At 37.5% G+C, this 17,254-nt stretch carries 15 protein-coding genes; 11 read left to right on the forward strand and 4 right to left on the reverse strand.

Annotated elements, in window-relative coordinates; all coding sequences use genetic code 11:
- The first annotated feature begins 98 nt into the window (after window positions 1-98).
- From aroC to ACJJVM_RS13570, 8 genes are all read left to right on the forward strand, one after another.
- Complete coding sequence (aroC, locus tag ACJJVM_RS13535; RefSeq protein ID WP_298348797.1) at window positions 99-1,163, forward strand: chorismate synthase; 1,065 nt, start codon at window positions 99-101, stop codon at window positions 1,161-1,163.
- Window positions 1,164-1,273: 110 nt separating this feature from the next.
- Window positions 1,274-2,575 carry a dicarboxylate/amino acid:cation symporter gene (locus ACJJVM_RS13540; protein ID WP_021778737.1) on the forward strand — a complete coding sequence of 434 codons (1,302 nt, stop codon included), beginning with the start codon at window positions 1,274-1,276 and terminating at the stop codon, window positions 2,573-2,575.
- Window positions 2,576-2,719: 144 nt separating this feature from the next.
- Complete coding sequence (locus tag ACJJVM_RS13545; RefSeq protein ID WP_021778738.1) at window positions 2,720-3,409, forward strand: HAD family hydrolase; 690 nt, start codon at window positions 2,720-2,722, stop codon at window positions 3,407-3,409.
- Between the two features lie 38 nt (window positions 3,410-3,447).
- Window positions 3,448-3,846, forward strand: a complete 399-nt coding sequence (locus tag ACJJVM_RS13550) for an acyl-CoA thioesterase (RefSeq protein ID WP_021778739.1) — start codon at window positions 3,448-3,450, stop codon at window positions 3,844-3,846.
- Window positions 3,847-3,947: 101 nt separating this feature from the next.
- Entirely contained in the window at window positions 3,948-4,919 is a 972-nt protein-coding gene (locus ACJJVM_RS13555; protein ID WP_405211978.1) for a hypothetical protein, read from the forward strand.
- 3 nt (window positions 4,920-4,922) lie between these two features.
- Window positions 4,923-5,852, forward strand: coding sequence for a hypothetical protein (locus ACJJVM_RS13560; protein WP_405211979.1), 930 nt, complete (start codon window positions 4,923-4,925; stop codon window positions 5,850-5,852).
- A gap of 3 nt (window positions 5,853-5,855) precedes the next feature.
- Window positions 5,856-6,785, forward strand: a complete 930-nt coding sequence (locus ACJJVM_RS13565) for a hypothetical protein (RefSeq protein WP_405211980.1) — start codon at window positions 5,856-5,858, stop codon at window positions 6,783-6,785.
- A 105-nt stretch (window positions 6,786-6,890) separates the two neighbouring features.
- A complete protein-coding gene (locus tag ACJJVM_RS13570; protein ID WP_405211981.1) occupies window positions 6,891-9,389 on the forward strand; it encodes a zinc-dependent metalloprotease in 2,499 nt (832 codons plus the stop codon).
- On the opposite strand, the gene ACJJVM_RS13575 is transcribed toward ACJJVM_RS13570, so the two are convergent.
- Window positions 9,390-9,953: a M15 family metallopeptidase gene (locus tag ACJJVM_RS13575; protein ID WP_021778743.1), complete on the reverse strand. Its 564-nt coding sequence runs from the start codon at window positions 9,951-9,953 to the stop codon at window positions 9,390-9,392.
- A 127-nt stretch (window positions 9,954-10,080) separates the two neighbouring features.
- Here ACJJVM_RS13575 and ACJJVM_RS13580 point away from each other — a divergent pair, with 127 nt between their 5' ends.
- Complete coding sequence (locus tag ACJJVM_RS13580) at window positions 10,081-11,289, forward strand: class I SAM-dependent rRNA methyltransferase (protein WP_405211982.1); 1,209 nt, start codon at window positions 10,081-10,083, stop codon at window positions 11,287-11,289.
- Between the two features lie 19 nt (window positions 11,290-11,308).
- Window positions 11,309-12,859 (forward strand): family 20 glycosylhydrolase, encoded by a 1,551-nt coding sequence (locus ACJJVM_RS13585; protein WP_405211983.1) that lies wholly within the window; start codon window positions 11,309-11,311, stop codon window positions 12,857-12,859.
- On the opposite strand, the gene ACJJVM_RS13590 is transcribed toward ACJJVM_RS13585, so the two are convergent.
- Both ACJJVM_RS13590 and ACJJVM_RS13595 read right to left on the reverse strand, forming a co-directional pair.
- Entirely contained in the window at window positions 12,849-13,280 is a 432-nt protein-coding gene (locus ACJJVM_RS13590; RefSeq protein ID WP_298348421.1) for a hypothetical protein, read from the reverse strand. The two genes, ACJJVM_RS13585 and ACJJVM_RS13590, sit on opposite strands and share 11 nt — an antisense overlap.
- Window positions 13,281-13,396: 116 nt before the next feature.
- Window positions 13,397-14,452 carry a vWA domain-containing protein gene (locus ACJJVM_RS13595; protein ID WP_405211984.1) on the reverse strand — a complete coding sequence of 352 codons (1,056 nt, stop codon included), beginning with the start codon at window positions 14,450-14,452 and terminating at the stop codon, window positions 13,397-13,399.
- A 243-nt stretch (window positions 14,453-14,695) separates the two neighbouring features.
- On the opposite strand from ACJJVM_RS13595, the gene ACJJVM_RS13600 reads away from it, so the two are divergent.
- Window positions 14,696-15,400 carry a hypothetical protein gene (locus tag ACJJVM_RS13600; protein ID WP_298348425.1) on the forward strand — a complete coding sequence of 235 codons (705 nt, stop codon included), beginning with the start codon at window positions 14,696-14,698 and terminating at the stop codon, window positions 15,398-15,400.
- A gap of 1 nt (window position 15,401) precedes the next feature.
- Here ACJJVM_RS13600 and ACJJVM_RS13605 read toward each other — a convergent pair whose 3' ends face one another.
- Complete coding sequence (locus ACJJVM_RS13605) at window positions 15,402-17,228, reverse strand: ABC transporter ATP-binding protein (protein ID WP_405211985.1); 1,827 nt, start codon at window positions 17,226-17,228, stop codon at window positions 15,402-15,404.
- Window positions 17,229-17,254: the final 26 nt, after the last annotated feature.

Raw genomic sequence — 17,254 nt, forward strand, 5'->3', positions numbered from 1 at the left:
TTTTGTTATGATTTGATAGCTACTTTAATTAATCATTAAGTGAGTTATTAGTTTTTGATTATGAGCTTTTCAATTTACATTTGTTGAAAACAAGTACAATGGCTGGTAATACCTACGGAACAATATTTAAACTCACCACTTTTGGCGAGTCTCACGGTAAGGCAATAGGAGGAATCATAGATGGATGTCCTGCAGGCCTTGAGATAGATTTTGATGCAATACAAAGAGATCTAGATCGTCGTAAACCAGGACAATCTAAAATTGTAACCCAGCGTAAGGAACCGGATACGGTAGACTTTTTATCTGGTATTTTTGAAGAAAAGACTACAGGGACTCCTATAGGTTTTCAAATTGTAAACACAAATCAGAAATCTAAAGATTACGGTCATATAAAAGACACCTATAGACCAAGCCACGCAGACTATACGTATGATAAAAAGTATGGTAATCGCGATTATCGTGGTGGTGGAAGATCTTCGGCTAGAGAGACTGCGAGTAGAGTAGTAGCTGGGGCGATTGCAAAGCAATTTTTACAAGGCATTACCTTTCACGCATTTACAAGTGCAGTAGGAGATTTATCGATGGATACTCCATATCAAGAACTTGACTTCAATGAGATTGAAAAAAATGATGTGAGATGTGCTGATCCCGCTTTCGCGAAAGCGTGTGAAGAAAAAATTAAAGTAATAAAAAAGCAAGGTGATACCATAGGAGGTGTTATAACCTGTGTGATACAAAACGTACCTATAGGGTTAGGAGAGCCTGTGTTTGATAAACTACACGCAGAGTTAGGTAAGGCTATGCTTTCTATAAATGCTGTAAAAGGCTTTGAGTATGGAAGCGGTTTTGAGGGAGCAAAGATGAAGGGCTCAGATCATAACGACCATTTTAATAATGACGGTACTACAAAGACCAATCTTAGTGGTGGCGTGCAAGGCGGTATCTCAAACGGGATGGATATTTATTTTAAAGTAGCGTTTAAGCCGGTAGCAACGGTGATGCAAAAGCAAGAAACGATTAATGCCGCCGGAGAAACTGTAGAGATGCAAGGTAAAGGGCGTCACGACCCTTGTGTAGTCCCTAGAGCGGTGCCTATAGTAGAAGCAATGGCAGCACTTGTGATTGCAGATTTTGTACTACGAGATAAATCTGTTAGATTGTAGCATAATTCATTTATTTAATAAAGAGCTCACTTATTAAAAAGTAGGCTTTTGTATAAACTATATCGATATAGCGTGGCTTTACGTCGTGCCTAGTAAATATTAAGACCTTTATGAAAAAACTTGCGTTACACTGGAGAATATTAATAGGAATGGTTTTAGGAGTTGTTTTTGCTCTCATTATGACAAATTTTGAGTGGGGAAAAGACTTTGTAAGTGACTGGATAAAACCCTTTGGAACCATCTTTATTAACTCTTTAAAGTTAATTGCAATACCATTAATACTTGCCGCACTCATCAAAGGAGTGTCAGATCTTAAAGATATATCTAAGCTCTCACAGATGGGAGGACGTACTATAGGGACGTATGTTGTCACTACGGTTATTGCGGTATCTATAGGACTTGTTTTAGTAAATATAGTATCTCCAGGTAAATCTATCTCAGACGAGACGCGTACAGAGCTTGTAGACGGTTATACAGATAGTACAAATAAATATAAAGAAACTGCAAAGGCACAAAAAGAAACAGGACCATTGCAGGCTCTTGAAGACCTTGTACCACAAAATATATTTTCGGCAGCGACTAGTAATCGTAATATGTTGCAGGTAATCTTTTTTGCAGTATTCTTTGGTATAGGGCTAATTTTAATACCAGAAGAAAAGAGTAAGACGGTAAAAAGCTTTTTTGATGGTGTAAATGAAGTGATACTTAAAATGGTAGATCTCATTATGCTCGCAGCACCCTACGGTGTGTTTGCACTTCTTGCAGCCCTTGTGGTAGAGTCGCCTAATGCAGATCTTTTTAAAGCCCTGGGCTGGTATGCATTTACGGTTGTACTTGGTCTATTATGTATGATAGGCGTGTATATGCTCATCGTTATCATCTTTACAAAAAGAAGTCCAGCATCATTTCTTAATGGTATTTCTCCGGCACAATTATTAGCATTCTCAACAAGTTCTAGTGCTGCTACATTACCAGTAACAATGGAGCGAGTTACAGAACACCTAGGTGTAGAGGAAGAGGTGGCTAGTTTTGTCTTACCTGTAGGAGCGACTATCAATATGGATGGTACCAGTTTATATCAAGCAGTAGCGGCAGTATTTATAGCACAAGCTTTTGGTATGGATCTTACACTGGGTACACAACTGGGTATTATTGCAACAGCAACACTAGCTTCTATAGGTAGTGCTGCAGTACCTGGTGCGGGTATGGTAATGCTTGTGGGTGTGCTAGGTTATGCAGGAATACCTGAGGCAGGACTTGCACTTATTTTTGCGGTAGATAGACCTCTTGATATGTGTCGTACAGTAGTAAATGTGACTGGTGATGCTGCGGTATCTATGGTAGTTGCAAAGTCTGTAGATAAACTAGGTGATCCTAAGGTTAAAGACTGGGATGACAACTATAAGGGGTAGAAGCGCTAGCTTTTATTTGTCATTATCAATATCATAATTTAAGAAGGTTTATTGCGTCGTTTTTTGCGAGTCTAGTATTGTAGTTTTAGGAGATTTTCTCCTTGTATTCTGTACTTTTATAGCCACTAAGATGATTATAAAATAATGAAGAATATAAAGACTATTGCTTTTGATGCAGACGATACTCTATGGGTAAACGAAACTTTCTTTAGAGATGCAGAACATACTTTTTGTGAACTGCTAAGCGATTATATAGACTATGATAATTGCCAGAAGCGTCTTTTTGAAATGGAGATGCGCAACCTAGCACTATATGGTTATGGTATCAAGCCTTTTACATTATCACTAATAGAATGTGCGCAAGAGGTGTCTGATGGAAAAGTTTCTAATGCCATTATAGGCGATATTATAGATCTAGGTAAGGATATGCTCAACGCGCCTGTTACCTTACTACCGCATATAGAAGAGGTGCTAGAGGAGCTATCAAAGCATTACAAGCTTGTAGTTGCTACTAAAGGTGATTTACTAGATCAAGAACGTAAGCTCGAGAAATCTGGTCTGTCAAAATATTTTCACCACATAGAGGTAATGTCTGATAAACAACCGGCAAATTATCTAAAGCTTATAAAACATCTAGATATAGACCCTACTTCATTTTTAATGGTGGGGAACTCTTTAAAGTCTGATGTGTTGCCAGTGCTTGAGGTAGGTAGTTATGCGGTGCATATTCCTTTCCATACTACTTGGGCTCACGAGCAGGTTGATATAGAAGTGTCTCACGAACGTTTTAAAAGTCTTGAAGATGCTAGGTCTTTAAGTTCCATTTTATCTTAGTTTTATACGAGTAGATTAAAATATAAAAAGAAAAACCTATGAATTTTCACACACGCAAATGGATTAAACCAGAAGACTTAAACCCAAATGGAACTTTGTTTGGAGGAAGGTTGTTAGAGTGGATAGATGAAGAAGCTGCATTATATACTATAATTCAGATAGAAAACCCTCGATCTGTCACAAAGTATATGAGTGAGATAGATTTTCGCGCAAGCGCAAAAAAAGGTGACATTATTGAGATAGGTCTTGAGGCTACTAAGTTTGGGACAGCATCTGTTACTCTTAAGTGTGAGGTGAGAAATAAAATGACACGAGAGACTATTATTACTATAGAACGTATTGTTATGGTAGGGCTAGATGAAGAAGGTAAGCCCCAACCACACGGTAAGACAGAAATAGAGTATGTAAAAAATAGACTGGGCGCATCTACAGAGTAGAGAGGGTAATTCTTCTTAAGAATGGGTTAACTCTTATCGGTTGCACCTGTAAATGAATATTTTACGTTTAGTTTTATAGTATCGAAATGATGCTTTGCTAAATGAAAAAACTATTACTACTTGTATTACTTATTATTATCACATCTTGTGATGAGGGAGATATTGTCTCTACCGAAACTATTGCAGAGGAGATTACAAGAGGGGCTGTTTTAAGAACGCAGGAGTACATAAATAATGACTACTTAATTACAGATGTGCAAAGTGATTTTCACGTTGTAATTGAAGAGCAAGATCTTGAAGATGGAGACTTGCTAGATGAGGTTGAGGTTTATATACAGTACATAGGTAATACTTCGGTCACAGAGGCAATTTCTACACAAGAGGTATTATATGATGTCATACCGGCTTCAGATTTTTATGAAGGCGAATTTGGTTTACCTCGATATGAACTTAATATATCATTTCAAGAGGCACTTTCCTTTGTAGACTTACAGCTTAGTGATGTTGCTGTAAAAGATCAATTTATATACAGGCTTAATTTAAAACTTACTGATGGTAGAAATTTTACCACGGGTACTTCTAGCTCTATAATAATTGCTTATGATACGTTCTATAGTTCCCCATTTCTTTATACTATTAATGTAGTATCACCTATAGATGATACGGCATATACGGGGGTGTATGCCGTAGAGTCTATACTGGATGGACCCGGTCCAGATGGAGAAACCTTTGTAGATTGCTATACGGTAGAAATTACAAAAGGGCGGTCTAATACCACAAGACAATTTTATGCCTGGCACTGGAGGTATCATAGGGGCATAGAGCAAAAACGAAGATGGGAGTTTAATGTAGTGGGAGATGAGATTATTTTTGGTAAAAACCAGCTGTCTTCACCAGAAGGTTATTGCAGCTCTACAGCGCCTATTTTACTTGGGCCTGATACAGAAAATGGGAGTGCAGATATTGTAGATGATACTGTTTTTGAACTCTGGTTTGTAGAGGGCTACCTTAACTTTGATGGAGGTTGTGGATTTAACACCGCACCATCTAGATATAGATTTACAAAACAATAAATTATGAAAAAAATATACTTTATAATCTTAGTAGGCATTTTAACAGCCTGTAGTGATGACGAAAAAGCGATAGAGGTTGTTACTGAGGGAATAGAACGTGGTGCTGTGTTGAGAAACATCAATCGTATAGAAAAGAATTTTGTAGATGGAGATCTTACCAGCACATTTGCGGTAGAAGTAGAGGAGCAAGATGAAGAAGATGGAGCATTGTTAGACTTTGTACGAGTTTATACAAAGTATATAGACCGAGATTTGTCTAATGGCAACGATAGTACAGCAGAGGTTATACTATCAGATATTGAAGCGTCGAGTTTTACTGCTGGACCCTTTGGTTTGCCTAGAGATATTATTGAGGTAAGCTATGAGGAGATGATAAATGCACATAGTTTAGATCTGGATAATATAGAGCCTGGAGATCAGTTTGAGGTAAGGCTAGAAGTTTTCTTAACAGACGGTCGTAGTTATAGTAATGATAGTGGCTCTGCTTCTATACTTACAGACTTTTGTTTTTTTAAATCCCCATATCGTTATGTGATTAATGTGATAGAACCCATCCCTGATGCAGATTTTACGGGCACCTATTTTTATGAAATAATAGGTGGAGATGATGCCGATGGAGTTTCTAAACAAGGTTTTATTACAATATCTAGTACGACTATGCCTAATGTACGCACTATGCCATTATATACAGATGCGTTAGAATTTACTATTGCTGGAACTTCTATTTATCCAAAAATTTATGGATCATATAATGGTTTTTGTAGGGATTCTACACTGCATCTTCTTACTGGACCTAGCGAGACATCCTTTGGGCAACTTAACCTTGTAGATGATACCGTATTTGATATGACTATTGTGATAGGTTATGAGGGCTGGGATGGACAGTTAGGAAATAACGTGAGAGAGTTTACTTATAGATTTACAAAACAATAAATTATGAAAATAATATACTTCATAATCTTGATGGGTATTTTTACAAGTTGTAGTAGTGATGACAAAGCTTTTGACATTATAAATAGGGATATACAAAGAGGCGCTCTTTTAAGAAACATCAACCGAATAGATAATAATTTTATTTCAGGAGATCTCAACAGTACTTTTGCAGTAGAGATAGAAGAACAAGATGGAGAATGGGGTGATTTGTTAGATTACGTGCGGGTATACACAAAGTATATCGATCGTGATGTGTCAAATGGAAATGATTCATCTCCAGAAATTATGCTCAAAGATATTGAGGCTTCAAGTTTTACTGCAGGACCATATGGGTTACCTCGAGATACACTAGAGATAAGCTACGATGAGGTGGTAAATAAGCATAATCTTGATATCGGTAATATTAGACCTGGAGATCAGTTTGAGGTTCGACTAGATTTAGTGTTAAAAGACGGTCGCAGTTTTAGTAATAATAGTGCGAGTGCCCATATGCTTACAGATATATGTAATTATAAAAGCCCATTTCGATATGTGATTAATGTATTAGAACCTATACCAGATACAGATTTTACGGGCACCTATTTTTATGAAATTGTAAGTGGTAACAATCCTGAAGAAATTAATAAAGAAGGCTTTATAACAATATTTAACACCGGTAAGCCTAATGTGCGCTTTATGGAAATCTCGTTAGAAGGTATAGAATTTACCATAGCAGGTAAATCTATATACCCAAAGATTTATCAAATGCATAAAGGTTTTTGTAATGACGCATTAAGCATAGTTCTTACAGGACCCAGTGAGACCTCCTTTGGGCAATTTGACCCTCTAGATGACTCTGTATTTGATATGACTATTGTATTTGGTTATGAGGGCTGGGACGCACAGTTAGGAAATAACGTGAGAGAGTTTACTTATAGGTTTACAAAGCAATAATATGTTTACGCTTTCGCGAAAGCGTAATACCCAATTGTTAATATTATCTAAATTAAATTAACTCCCAGCGGTCAATTCTTATTTTCGAGTAGAAATAAACTACAGATGAAAAGAATACTACTCCTTTGTTTACTAACTACTTTTTTTACAACTCAAGATTCCTTTGCACAAGGCAAAAAAACACGCCGCAAAAAATCTAAAAATAAGACTGAGAAGAAAGCTCCAGAAGAAAAGCCAGATAAGAGTGGTTTTAAACCGTACAATAAGGTAATCACAAAAGAAGCGGTTACAGATTCTGGATTATTTCAAGTACATAAAGTTAAGGATGAGTTCTTTTATGAGATTCCTTTCTCACAGCTTAATAAAGATATGCTGTGGGTAACCCGTATTGCTCAAATTCCTAATGGATTAGGAGGAGGTTATATAAATGCTGGCTCAAAGACCAATGAGCAAGTAGTGCAGTGGGAGCGCTTTCAAGATAAAATACTTATTAAAATTAAATCGTATGCCAGTGTAGCAGATAGTACAAAGGCGATAAGTAATTCTGTACGTGTAAATAATTATGAGCCTACACTCTACGCGTTTGACATCAAGACTTTTGATAAAGACTCCACAGCTGCTGTTATTAATGTAACAAAGCTGTTCTCGTCTGATGTAAAGGGTATAAGTGCACTTTCTGGTCGTTTACGTAAACAGTATAAAGTAAAAAAGCTAGATGCAAATCGCAGTTTTATAAACAGCGTTAAGAGTTTTCCAGAAAATATAGAGGTAAAACAAGACTTTACATATGATGCGGCAGAGCCGCCTACAGAGAGGGCTGCAGAGAGTATAAGCCTTCAGGTAAACCAGTCTATGATATTACTGCCAGAGCAACCTATGCAACCTAGGTTGTATGACCCAAGAGTAGGCTTCTTTACAGTAAAGCAATATGATTACGGTAGTGAGGCGCTCAAGGCAGATCAAAAAACATACATACGCCGCTGGAGACTAGAGCCTAGTGATGTAGAAGCATATAAGCGAGGAGAACTTGTAGACCCTGTAAAACCTATTGTATATTATTTAGACCCTGGTACGCCAGAGTCACTTAAGGAGTATATAAAACAAGGTATAGAGGACTGGCAAAAACCGTTTGAAACAGCAGGTTTTAAAAATGCCATTATAGCAAAAGATGCTCCTACACCAGAAGAAGATCCAGAGTTTAGTCCAGAAGATATACGTTACTCTGTAGTGCGCTACGTAGCCAGTACAACTCGTAATGCCGTAGGCCCTAGCGTGTCTGACCCACGTAGCGGGGAGATTATAGAAAGTGACATTATCTGGTATCACAATCACTTAAGAAGTTATAGAAACCGTTATTTACTAGAGACTGGAGCGGCAAATCCAAGCGCACGCACACTAGATACTCCAGAAGAGGAGATAGGGGAGATGATGCGTATGGTGATAGCTCACGAGGTAGGCCACGCACTTGGTTTTCCTCACAATATGGCGGCAAGTTATGCATATAATGTAGCGTCATACCGTGATGGGGCGTTTACTCAAAAAAATGGTATCGCAGCGAGTCTAATGGATTATGCTCGTTATAACTATATCGCACAGCCAGGAGACACAAACATTCGTTTTGTGAGACAGATGGGACCTTATGATCACTATGCTACAAACTGGGGTTATAGATGGATACCAGATGCTACCTCACCACTAATGGAGAAAGCAACCCTTAACCAGTGGATTCAGGAAAAAGTAGGAGATCCAATCTATAAATTTGGGAGACAGTCTAGTAGCTTTGACCCACAATCACAAACGGAGGCGATAGGTAATGATCCTGTAAAGGCAAGTACGTATGGTATTAAAAACCTACGCTACGTAGCAAAAAACTTACCGTCGTGGACATCTCGTAAAACAAACGATTACCAAGACCTAGAAGAACTCTATGGAGAACTCATAGGGGTATATAGTAGATTTGTAGGTCACGTGGTGACTAACGTAGGTGGCGTATATGAAAATATCAAAACTCCTGCACAGGGCGGCGTGGTGTACACGCACCTAGATGAAGCATCACAAAAGGAATCTATGCAATGGTTACAGAATAACCTTTTTGAAACACCTACCTGGCTTGTAGACCCTGCTATCTTACAAAATATAGACCACGCCGGTTATGCAGAAAAAATAAGAAGAACACAATCTAGATACTTAAATAGACTTTTAAGTTTTGATAGACTAGGGAGATTAATAGATGCAGAGACTACACAGACAGAATATTATAGCGCTCTAGAGATGCTTTCAGACCTGAGGTCTGGTATCTGGTCTGAGACAAGAAGAGGTACTTCTGTAGACATTTATCGTCGTAACTTACAGCGATCATACTTAGATCGTATGGCATTTTTAATGACAGATAAAGGGCCAAAATCAAGATCTGGAAGACCAGGTTTTGAGGGAGCTTTACGTTATGATATAAGCGCATCAGATGTAAGACCCCTTGTACGCGGAGAGTTGCAAAAACTTAAAAAGACATTAAGGTCAGCACGCAATGCAAGTGTAGATACAATGACTAAGTACCATTATGAAGATGCAATTGCACGTATAGATCAATTACTTAATCCAAAATAATTACTCACAGTCAAAGTCTATGTCGAGCACTTTTAACCCGTAATTTTTTGCGTCATAGTTAAAGTGCCACCATTCGGTACGTATGGGTGAAAAGCCAAATTTTTTCATCACAGACCACAGCTGTTTTCTATTTGCCGTAATGGTATCGTTATGTGGGTGGTCTATATGAGCTTCTTTTCCAAAAAAGTCATAGTCACTACCCATATCTAGCGGTGTGCCGTCCAGCTTTACAATGGTCATATCTATCGCAGCACCACGGTTATGTATAGAACCACTACCGTAAGGATTACCCACGTAGCCAGGGTTAGGGTAAATCTCCCACATCTTTTTTTGTACAGAGAGTGGGCGATAGCAATCATATAGCTGTATCATATACCCTAGCTCGCAAAAGTAATTATTTGCCTCAACAAGCGCCTCTGCAACCTCTGGTATAAGGAGACACTGTACACAGTCGTAAACGGTTTGTTCTAGAAAATTATCATCTGTAGCATAGCGTACATCATATGAAAATTTTGAATCAAATTCGGCTATATTCACCAGCGGACTTTCTTGATCGCTTTGCATTGAAAGAAAAAAAAGTGCTGATAGTACTAAAAAAAACGTGCGATATATCTTCATACTGGAAAATTACGATTAATTTGGTTTTTTACGCTTTCGCGAAAGCGTAATTTTAATAATACAACGCTCCTTAATGATTGATTTACCTAAAATTGAAACCAAACGTCTTGCTGTAAAGCTCAATGCTAGAGCCGAAAAGCTTGTTAAACAAGGGCACCCTTGGGTTTTTGATAATAGTATTGCAAAACTCAATAAGGAAGGTCAAGCTGGAGATCTTGCTATTCTTTTTGATAACAGGGCAGATAAGGTGTATGGTATCGCTCTTTATGATCCAGATTCACCCATACGTCTTAAGGTACTAAGTAGTACCCCAGCTACTGCAAACGAAGCATTTTTTAAGGGTAAAATTCAAGTAGCTTTTAAAAAAAGAGCTAAACTCTTACGTACAGACACTAATAGTTATCGACTTCTTTTTGGTGAGAATGATGGTTTTCCGGGTCTCATTGCAGATGTGTACGATAGGGTGATTGTAGTAAAAGTATATAGCGCTATCTGGTTTCCATACCTAGAGATGGTATTACCACATTTACTAGCTATTTCTCATACTGAGACTATGGTGTTGAGGTTGAGTCGTAATGTGGGTAAAGGCAATACTTACGGTCTTGCAGATGGACAGGTGATACACGGCGTACTTAAAAACGACGTTGTCACTTTTGTGGAGCACGGTGTAAAATTTTCGGCAAATGTGATTTATGGTCATAAAACAGGTTACTTTTTAGATCATCGCAACAACCGTAAGCGTGTGGGAGAACTTTCTAGAGGAAAGAGCGTACTAGACGTTTTTAGTTATGCCGGAGGATTTTCTGTACACGCGCTTGCTGGTGGAGCAAAAGAGGTGGTGAGTCTTGACATAAGCGCACAGGCTCTAGAAGTGGCAGTACAAAACGGGAAGTTAAACCCGCATAAGGGTACACATAAAACGATGGCTATAGATGCTTTTGTGGGATTACAGCAACTCATAGATGAGCAACAGCAGTTTGATATTGTGGTGATAGACCCGCCTAGTTTTGCAAAAAGTGCGAGAGAAGTGCCTACTGCTAGAAATAGTTATGCAAGACTGGCACAACTGGGAGCGCAGCTCACTAAGAGAAATGGGTTGCTGGTACTAGCGTCTTGCTCTTCTAGAGTGGAGGCTCAGGTATTTTTTGATATATGTGAGGCACATATAAGAAAGTCTAATAGAACCTTTAATGTAGAAGATAAAACCTACCACGACATAGATCACCCTATAGGTTTTCCAGAAGGTGCTTATCTCAAATGTGGGTACTACAGGCTTAATTAATTACACAAAAAATAAACATATGCGTTGCCTACTGGTTCTTTTTATATCGATAGCTATACTTTCTTGTAAAGAAGAAAAACCGCTTGTAGAAACCACTATAGAAGATGTAAATTTTATCCCTATACCTAATGAGGTAAAAGCGCACCCATATGGTTTTCTTTTTGATATAGAAACCGTAATAGTAAGTGACACGCTCACAGAAGTTAGAAATGTGGCTAGTGATTTTAAAAAGTACTTTAAGGTAACACCATTTTTAAAAGAAGCCGTACAAACCACCCAGAAAGAAGAAAATGTTATCTTATTTTCTCTGGTCTCTCCAGATAGTATTCAATCTGAAGAGGGTTATGTGCTAGACATAACGCATCATAAAATTGCCCTTGCAGGATCTACAGAAGCGGGACTTTTTAAAGGTGTGCAAACATTAACCCAGCTACTTCCAGACAGTCTTATAGCTGCTAAGCGTTTGGATAGTATTGTTATACCAGGTATACGTATAATAGATGAGCCTAGATTTGCATACAGAGGGATGATGCTTGATGTAGCCAGACACTTTTTTACCGTAAACGAAGTAAAGCGTGTCATAGATCAAATGGCGTCTTATAAGCTCAACAAGCTACACTTGCACCTTACAGATGATCAAGGATGGCGTATTGAAATTAAATCTTGGCCCAAACTTACAGAGATAGGAGGAAGCTCATCTGTACGTGATGAGAGCCCAGGCTTTTACACACAAGAAGATTACAAGGAAATTGTGGCTTACGCACAGAGTAAATATATTACGGTAATTCCCGAAATAGATATGCCAGGTCATACTAATGCAGCTCTTGCATCATACCCAGAGCTTAATTGCAATGGTAAAGCAACAAAACTTTATAGAGGTATGCGTGTAGGTTTTAGTACGCTATGTGTAGATAAAGATATCACGTATAAGTTTATAGATGATGTAATAAGAGAAGTAGCAGCAATAACTCCTGGAGAGTATATACATCTAGGTGGTGATGAATCTCACGTTACTTCAAAAAAGGACTATAATATATTTTTAAATAAGGTTTTTCCTATTGTAAAAAAGTATGGTAAAAGTGTTGTGGGCTGGGAAGAAATACAAAGTGCAGATATAGATAGTACCTATGTAATACAGCACTGGCAAAAAGAAGCTACCGCTCAAAAAGGAATAGATAAAGGGGCAAAAGTGATTCTCTCACCGGCTAAGAAGATGTACTTAGATATGAAATATACAAAACAGTCTCCCATAGGTCTTACTTGGGCGGGTATGGTAGAGGTAGATAGTGCTTATATCTGGCAGCCGTCTTCTATATTTAAGGATATAGATACCTCGCAATTACTAGGTTTAGAATCACCATTATGGGCAGAGACAATACAAACATCAGAAGATATTGAGTATCTGGCTTTCCCTAGAGTTATAGGGCACGCAGAATTAGGCTGGAGTAATCCAGCAAATTATAATTGGGATAATTACAGAGGGAGATTACAAAAACACTATTCTAGAATGGAGATACTAGGTATAAATTTTTATACATCTCCACTCATTCATTCTTCACTTAAGCAGTAGTTCTACGATCATCATACTTTAGTTGCTCACTTATAGCCCATTTTACAGCTTCTTCTAAATCAAAGAATTTTTTAATTTTTGATTTAAAAAATAAACGTTCTAGTAAAATATTAGATCGTTCTTGCTGGCTGTATGATACCACAGCAAAAGCGCTAATAGAGTTTCTAGCTTTAAAAAACTTTAGCCAGTCTTGAGGAACAAGTGAGTATGGATGTACTCTGTTAGAAATGTAAGCTACCTTTTGACCTACACCATAGTAAGACTCTGCGATAGTTATAATTTCTTGAGCCATCTCCCAGTCAAATAACACGCCTTCTTTTATTTCTGAGATAATAAAATTATCAAAGAAGTAAAAAGTGCCATTATCAAGAATGTAGATGTCTTGTAATTCGTAATTAAGATTTGATTCGGATACTAACATATGTCAAAATTAAATCTTTAGTAATAATCTTAAATTTAAAGATTTTAAGTGAGTATGTCAATAGATAATAGGTTTAAAGTTATCGATAAAGTACTATAAATGAGTAAAATATTGTGTTATTCACAGCCACTAGTGAACCCTGTTGCATCAAAAGAGGTTTGAACAATACCATCTCTGTCACCAGTTATGACTTGTATAATAAGATCATTATCACCACTACCATCACGTTTTGGGCTACAATATTCAAAAAGATAGAAACTATTTGCTTGCCCAGCGACTCCGTTTGATATGTCATTAAAAACAGTTTCCAGTTCGTTACTATTTTCGGCAAAAGCGCTACCTGTTTTACCTATTGCTGTGAGAACCTCCTCATCTATTTCTGAGCCTAAACCTATGGTAAAAAAACTTATATCTTCTGCGGCATTACTTACAGCGTCTAGTGCTTCTTGCTCACTATATCTGGCAGCTTGATCTGTCCCATCTGTAAATATTACGACAGATGCAGCTGCAAATAAATCTTCATTTTCTAAGGTGTCTACTATGTTTTCGGCATTTGTAGCCGCTTTGATTACAGCTCCATACAAGTCTGTAGAGGGGTCGTTACTTATGTCATCTGTAATACCATCTATAGCCTCTTGAAGTTGAGTTGCGCTCGTAGTAAGTGGTTGTAACTCGTGCAGTACATCTTCTCCATCAAACCAATAAATAGCCATTTTAAAAGATTCTGTAGGTACGGCTGGCATCACATTAGTAATAAAACTGGTAGAGGCTTGTTTTAATTCTTGTAGACTTGAACTCAACACGCTATTACTCAAATCAAGTACAAGGAGGGTGTTGTTTGAAAAAATTTGAGCATTTGGAGATATCGCGGCAGATGCTTCTGAGCTAGAGATTTCATTATAACAATCATCATTGCGACCTTGTTCAAAAATGGTAAAGTTAGAAGGAGTTAACCCGGCCACAGGGCTTCCATCTGCACCATTTACTTTAAAAAATACAGAAACCTTAGATGGTAAGGTTGTGTATGATTCTTGTATGGTAATATTTAATTCTTGGGTACCTAAGTTAAGACAAGCAATACTATCATCACCACCTCCATCATCGTCTCTTGAGCTACAAGAGGTGAAAATTGAAATACTCACAAGGGCAAAAATTAATATGTATAATTTCATAATTAGTCATTTGAGATTGTTGACTAAAGAACGCCTTACTTTTGTATTTATTTCTTTGTAATTGTAATGGATTCTATTTTTTCACTACCTATTAAATACGTTAAGAGTTGTAATTATTTTATATTTGAATGTAGATTAATGAGATAACGCTTTCGCGAAAGCGTACTAAAATCAACTATTGGCATACTTTGTGTAACACCCTTATTACATAATGTCACATTTTTAAAAAAACTAATTGACCCCTTGAAAACTATTTCTCCCATAACGTTATGGCTCATTACACTGGGTGTAGTGGTATGCTTTGCAGGTACAGTAAATGCGCAGATAGATGCACCTAGAGCTTCTATAGAAATAAAGGGAGAACAACCTAATGAGGTGCCTACAGAAGTTTTTGTATCACCTACAGCTCCAAAAAAGGATAACACGATACAGTCTGGATCACTCATATTTAAGAGTAAGATAAAGTTAAGCGACCCTTTTGCCGCAAAGGAAAAGCGAGAAATCAATCTCATAAAAGGAGACGATTTTGCAAAAAAAGACTTTAGCGCTCTTGAGAATAAAATGAATAACTCTAACGCAAAGGATAAAGAAAAATTAAAGCCAGAATATTATAGAGATCAATATCTAGGAGATTTTAAAAGTGGCTCTAAGTTTGTAAACTTTACGTATCGTGATCACGGTACTGTAGATGGTGACCTCGTGAGTGTAAGCGTTAATGGTACAGTAATTCACCCTCGTATCTTTTTAGAAGGAGAGTTTCAAGGTTTTTATCTTGATCTTGTAAAAGGTTTTAATAAAATAGAAGTAAAGGCCTTAAATCAAGGCTCTGTAGGAGCAAATACTGCACAGTTTGTTATGTATGATGATGAGCGACAGGTCATCTCGTCAAACTCTTGGTTTCTTGCTTCTGGATTTACCGCTACCGTTATTATTGTAAAAGAAGAGTAGTCTACTCCTCAAAAGATTGCATAGATACCAGTTTGTGGTACATTCCTTTCTGATCTATTAATTCTTGATGTTTTCCTTGTTCTACAATTTCACCTTTTTGCATAACCACAATCTCATCTGCATTTTGAATAGTTGAGAGTCTGTGAGCAATCACAATAGAGGTACGATTTTTCATCATATTTTCTAGGGCCTTTTGCACGAGACGCTCACTCTCTGTATCAAGAGCAGAGGTAGCTTCATCAAGTATCATAATAGGCGGGTTTTTAAGCACTGCTCTCGCGATAGACAGTCGCTGCTTTTGTCCACCACTTAGCTTATTACCACTATCACCTATATTAGTATCAAGACCTTCTGGAAGCTCTTTTACAAACTCCCAAGCATTTGCAATTTTAAGTGATTCTATAATTTCCTCATCTGTTGCATTTGCTTTACCTACAATCATATTATTGCGTAGGGAATCGTTAAATAGAATAGCATCTTGCGTTACAATACCTATATTTTTTCTTAAGTCTTTAAGAGACATATCGCGTATGTCTACCCCATCTACTGTAATATCACCAGAAACGACATCATAAAAACGGGTAAGTAGGTTTGCAATGGTACTCTTACCAGAACCAGACTGGCCTACTAGTGCAACTGTTTTGCCTTTTGGGACGTTAAGTGTGAAATTCTTAAGTACTAGTTGTTCTTCATACTTAAATGAAATATTATTAATCGCAATAGCCTTTGCAAAGCCTTCTACTGGTGTTGTGATATCTTTATTTGTAATCGTATTTTCTGTTTCAAGAATTTCTAGAATACGTTGAGCAGAGGCATTACCACGTTTTACACTGTAACTAGCTTTAGAAAATGCTTTAGCCGGGGTTAATATCCCATAAGCGAGTCCCATAAATGCGATAAATGTAGGGCCATCTAGAGTTCCTTCTGTAAGCACCATATTACCACCAAACCAAAGCAAAACACCTATCACTACAATACCTAAAAACTCACTAGTAGGAGAGGCAAGAGCCTGGCGTTGCATCAAGCTGTTTGCATAATCATTAAAGCGTTTTGTGCTCGTGTTAAAGCTATCTTGAAAACGGTCTTCGGCATTAAAACTTTTTATGATTTTGAGTCCGCCTAGAGTTTCTTCTAGTTTTGATAAAATCTCTCCTTGCTCACGTTGTACACGGTCAGACTTCTTTTTAAGACGCTTGCCTATGAGTGATATTACAAATCCCATTATAGGTATAAACGTAAGCACAAATACTGCCAGCTGCGGGCTGAGTAAAAACATAGTTCCCAGCGCAAATATGATGGTAAGAGGTTCTCTTACAATGAGCTCAAGGATGCTTAAAAATGAATGCTGTACCTCCTGCACGTCTGATGTGACACGAGCAATGGTGTCACCCTTGCGTTTTTCTGTAAAGTAAGCCACAGGTAGTGAGACAATTTTCTCATACATTGCATTTCTAATATCCATCAAGACTCCATTTCTTAAAAAGGTAATGAAGTACATCGCTAGGTAACCGAAAAGGTTTTTGAGTAAGAATACCGCAATCACAAATCCTATCATTAACGTGAGGGCTTGCACTTTATCATCTCTAGCAATTTCTGTGACATAATATCCCAGAGAGTCTTCCATAAAGTCTTTTGCTTTGAGGAGGCCGTTCCACTCTGGTTTTTCGGTAACTGTTTTTGTTTTATCAAAAAGGACCTGTAGCATAGGTATAAGTGCTACAAAACCTAATGTGCTAAACAATGCATAAAATACATTACAAATGATATTGAGAATCCCATATCCCTTGTAAGGCATTGCGTAAGAAATAATCTTCTTAAAATATTCCATAAAGTATGTGTGCGCTTTCGCGAAAG

Origin of the sequence: Dokdonia sp. Asnod2-E02 (assembly GCF_045063915.1) — a bacterium.
Taxonomy (GTDB): Bacteria; Bacteroidota; Bacteroidia; order Flavobacteriales; family Flavobacteriaceae; genus Dokdonia.

Excerpts from the sequence above, each read along its gene's own strand:
- ACJJVM_RS13590 (WP_298348421.1), bottom strand. The coding sequence starts at position 13,280 with ATGTTAGTATCCGAATCAAATCTTAATTACGAATTACAAGACATCTAC.
- aroC (WP_298348797.1), top strand. The coding sequence starts at position 99 with ATGGCTGGTAATACCTACGGAACAATATTTAAACTCACCACTTTTGGC.
- ACJJVM_RS13540 (WP_021778737.1), top strand. The coding sequence starts at position 1,274 with ATGAAAAAACTTGCGTTACACTGGAGAATATTAATAGGAATGGTTTTA.
- ACJJVM_RS13560 (WP_405211979.1), top strand. The coding sequence starts at position 4,923 with ATGAAAAAAATATACTTTATAATCTTAGTAGGCATTTTAACAGCCTGT.
- ACJJVM_RS13570 (WP_405211981.1), top strand. The coding sequence starts at position 6,891 with ATGAAAAGAATACTACTCCTTTGTTTACTAACTACTTTTTTTACAACT.
- ACJJVM_RS13555 (WP_405211978.1), top strand. The coding sequence starts at position 3,948 with ATGAAAAAACTATTACTACTTGTATTACTTATTATTATCACATCTTGT.
- ACJJVM_RS13605 (WP_405211985.1), bottom strand. The coding sequence starts at position 17,228 with ATGGAATATTTTAAGAAGATTATTTCTTACGCAATGCCTTACAAGGGA.
- ACJJVM_RS13580 (WP_405211982.1), top strand. The coding sequence starts at position 10,081 with ATGATTGATTTACCTAAAATTGAAACCAAACGTCTTGCTGTAAAGCTC.
- ACJJVM_RS13545 (WP_021778738.1), top strand. The coding sequence starts at position 2,720 with ATGAAGAATATAAAGACTATTGCTTTTGATGCAGACGATACTCTATGG.
- ACJJVM_RS13565 (WP_405211980.1), top strand. The coding sequence starts at position 5,856 with ATGAAAATAATATACTTCATAATCTTGATGGGTATTTTTACAAGTTGT.
- ACJJVM_RS13585 (WP_405211983.1), top strand. The coding sequence starts at position 11,309 with ATGCGTTGCCTACTGGTTCTTTTTATATCGATAGCTATACTTTCTTGT.
- ACJJVM_RS13575 (WP_021778743.1), bottom strand. The coding sequence starts at position 9,953 with ATGCAAAGCGATCAAGAAAGTCCGCTGGTGAATATAGCCGAATTTGAT.
- ACJJVM_RS13595 (WP_405211984.1), bottom strand. The coding sequence starts at position 14,452 with ATGAAATTATACATATTAATTTTTGCCCTTGTGAGTATTTCAATTTTC.
- ACJJVM_RS13550 (WP_021778739.1), top strand. The coding sequence starts at position 3,448 with ATGAATTTTCACACACGCAAATGGATTAAACCAGAAGACTTAAACCCA.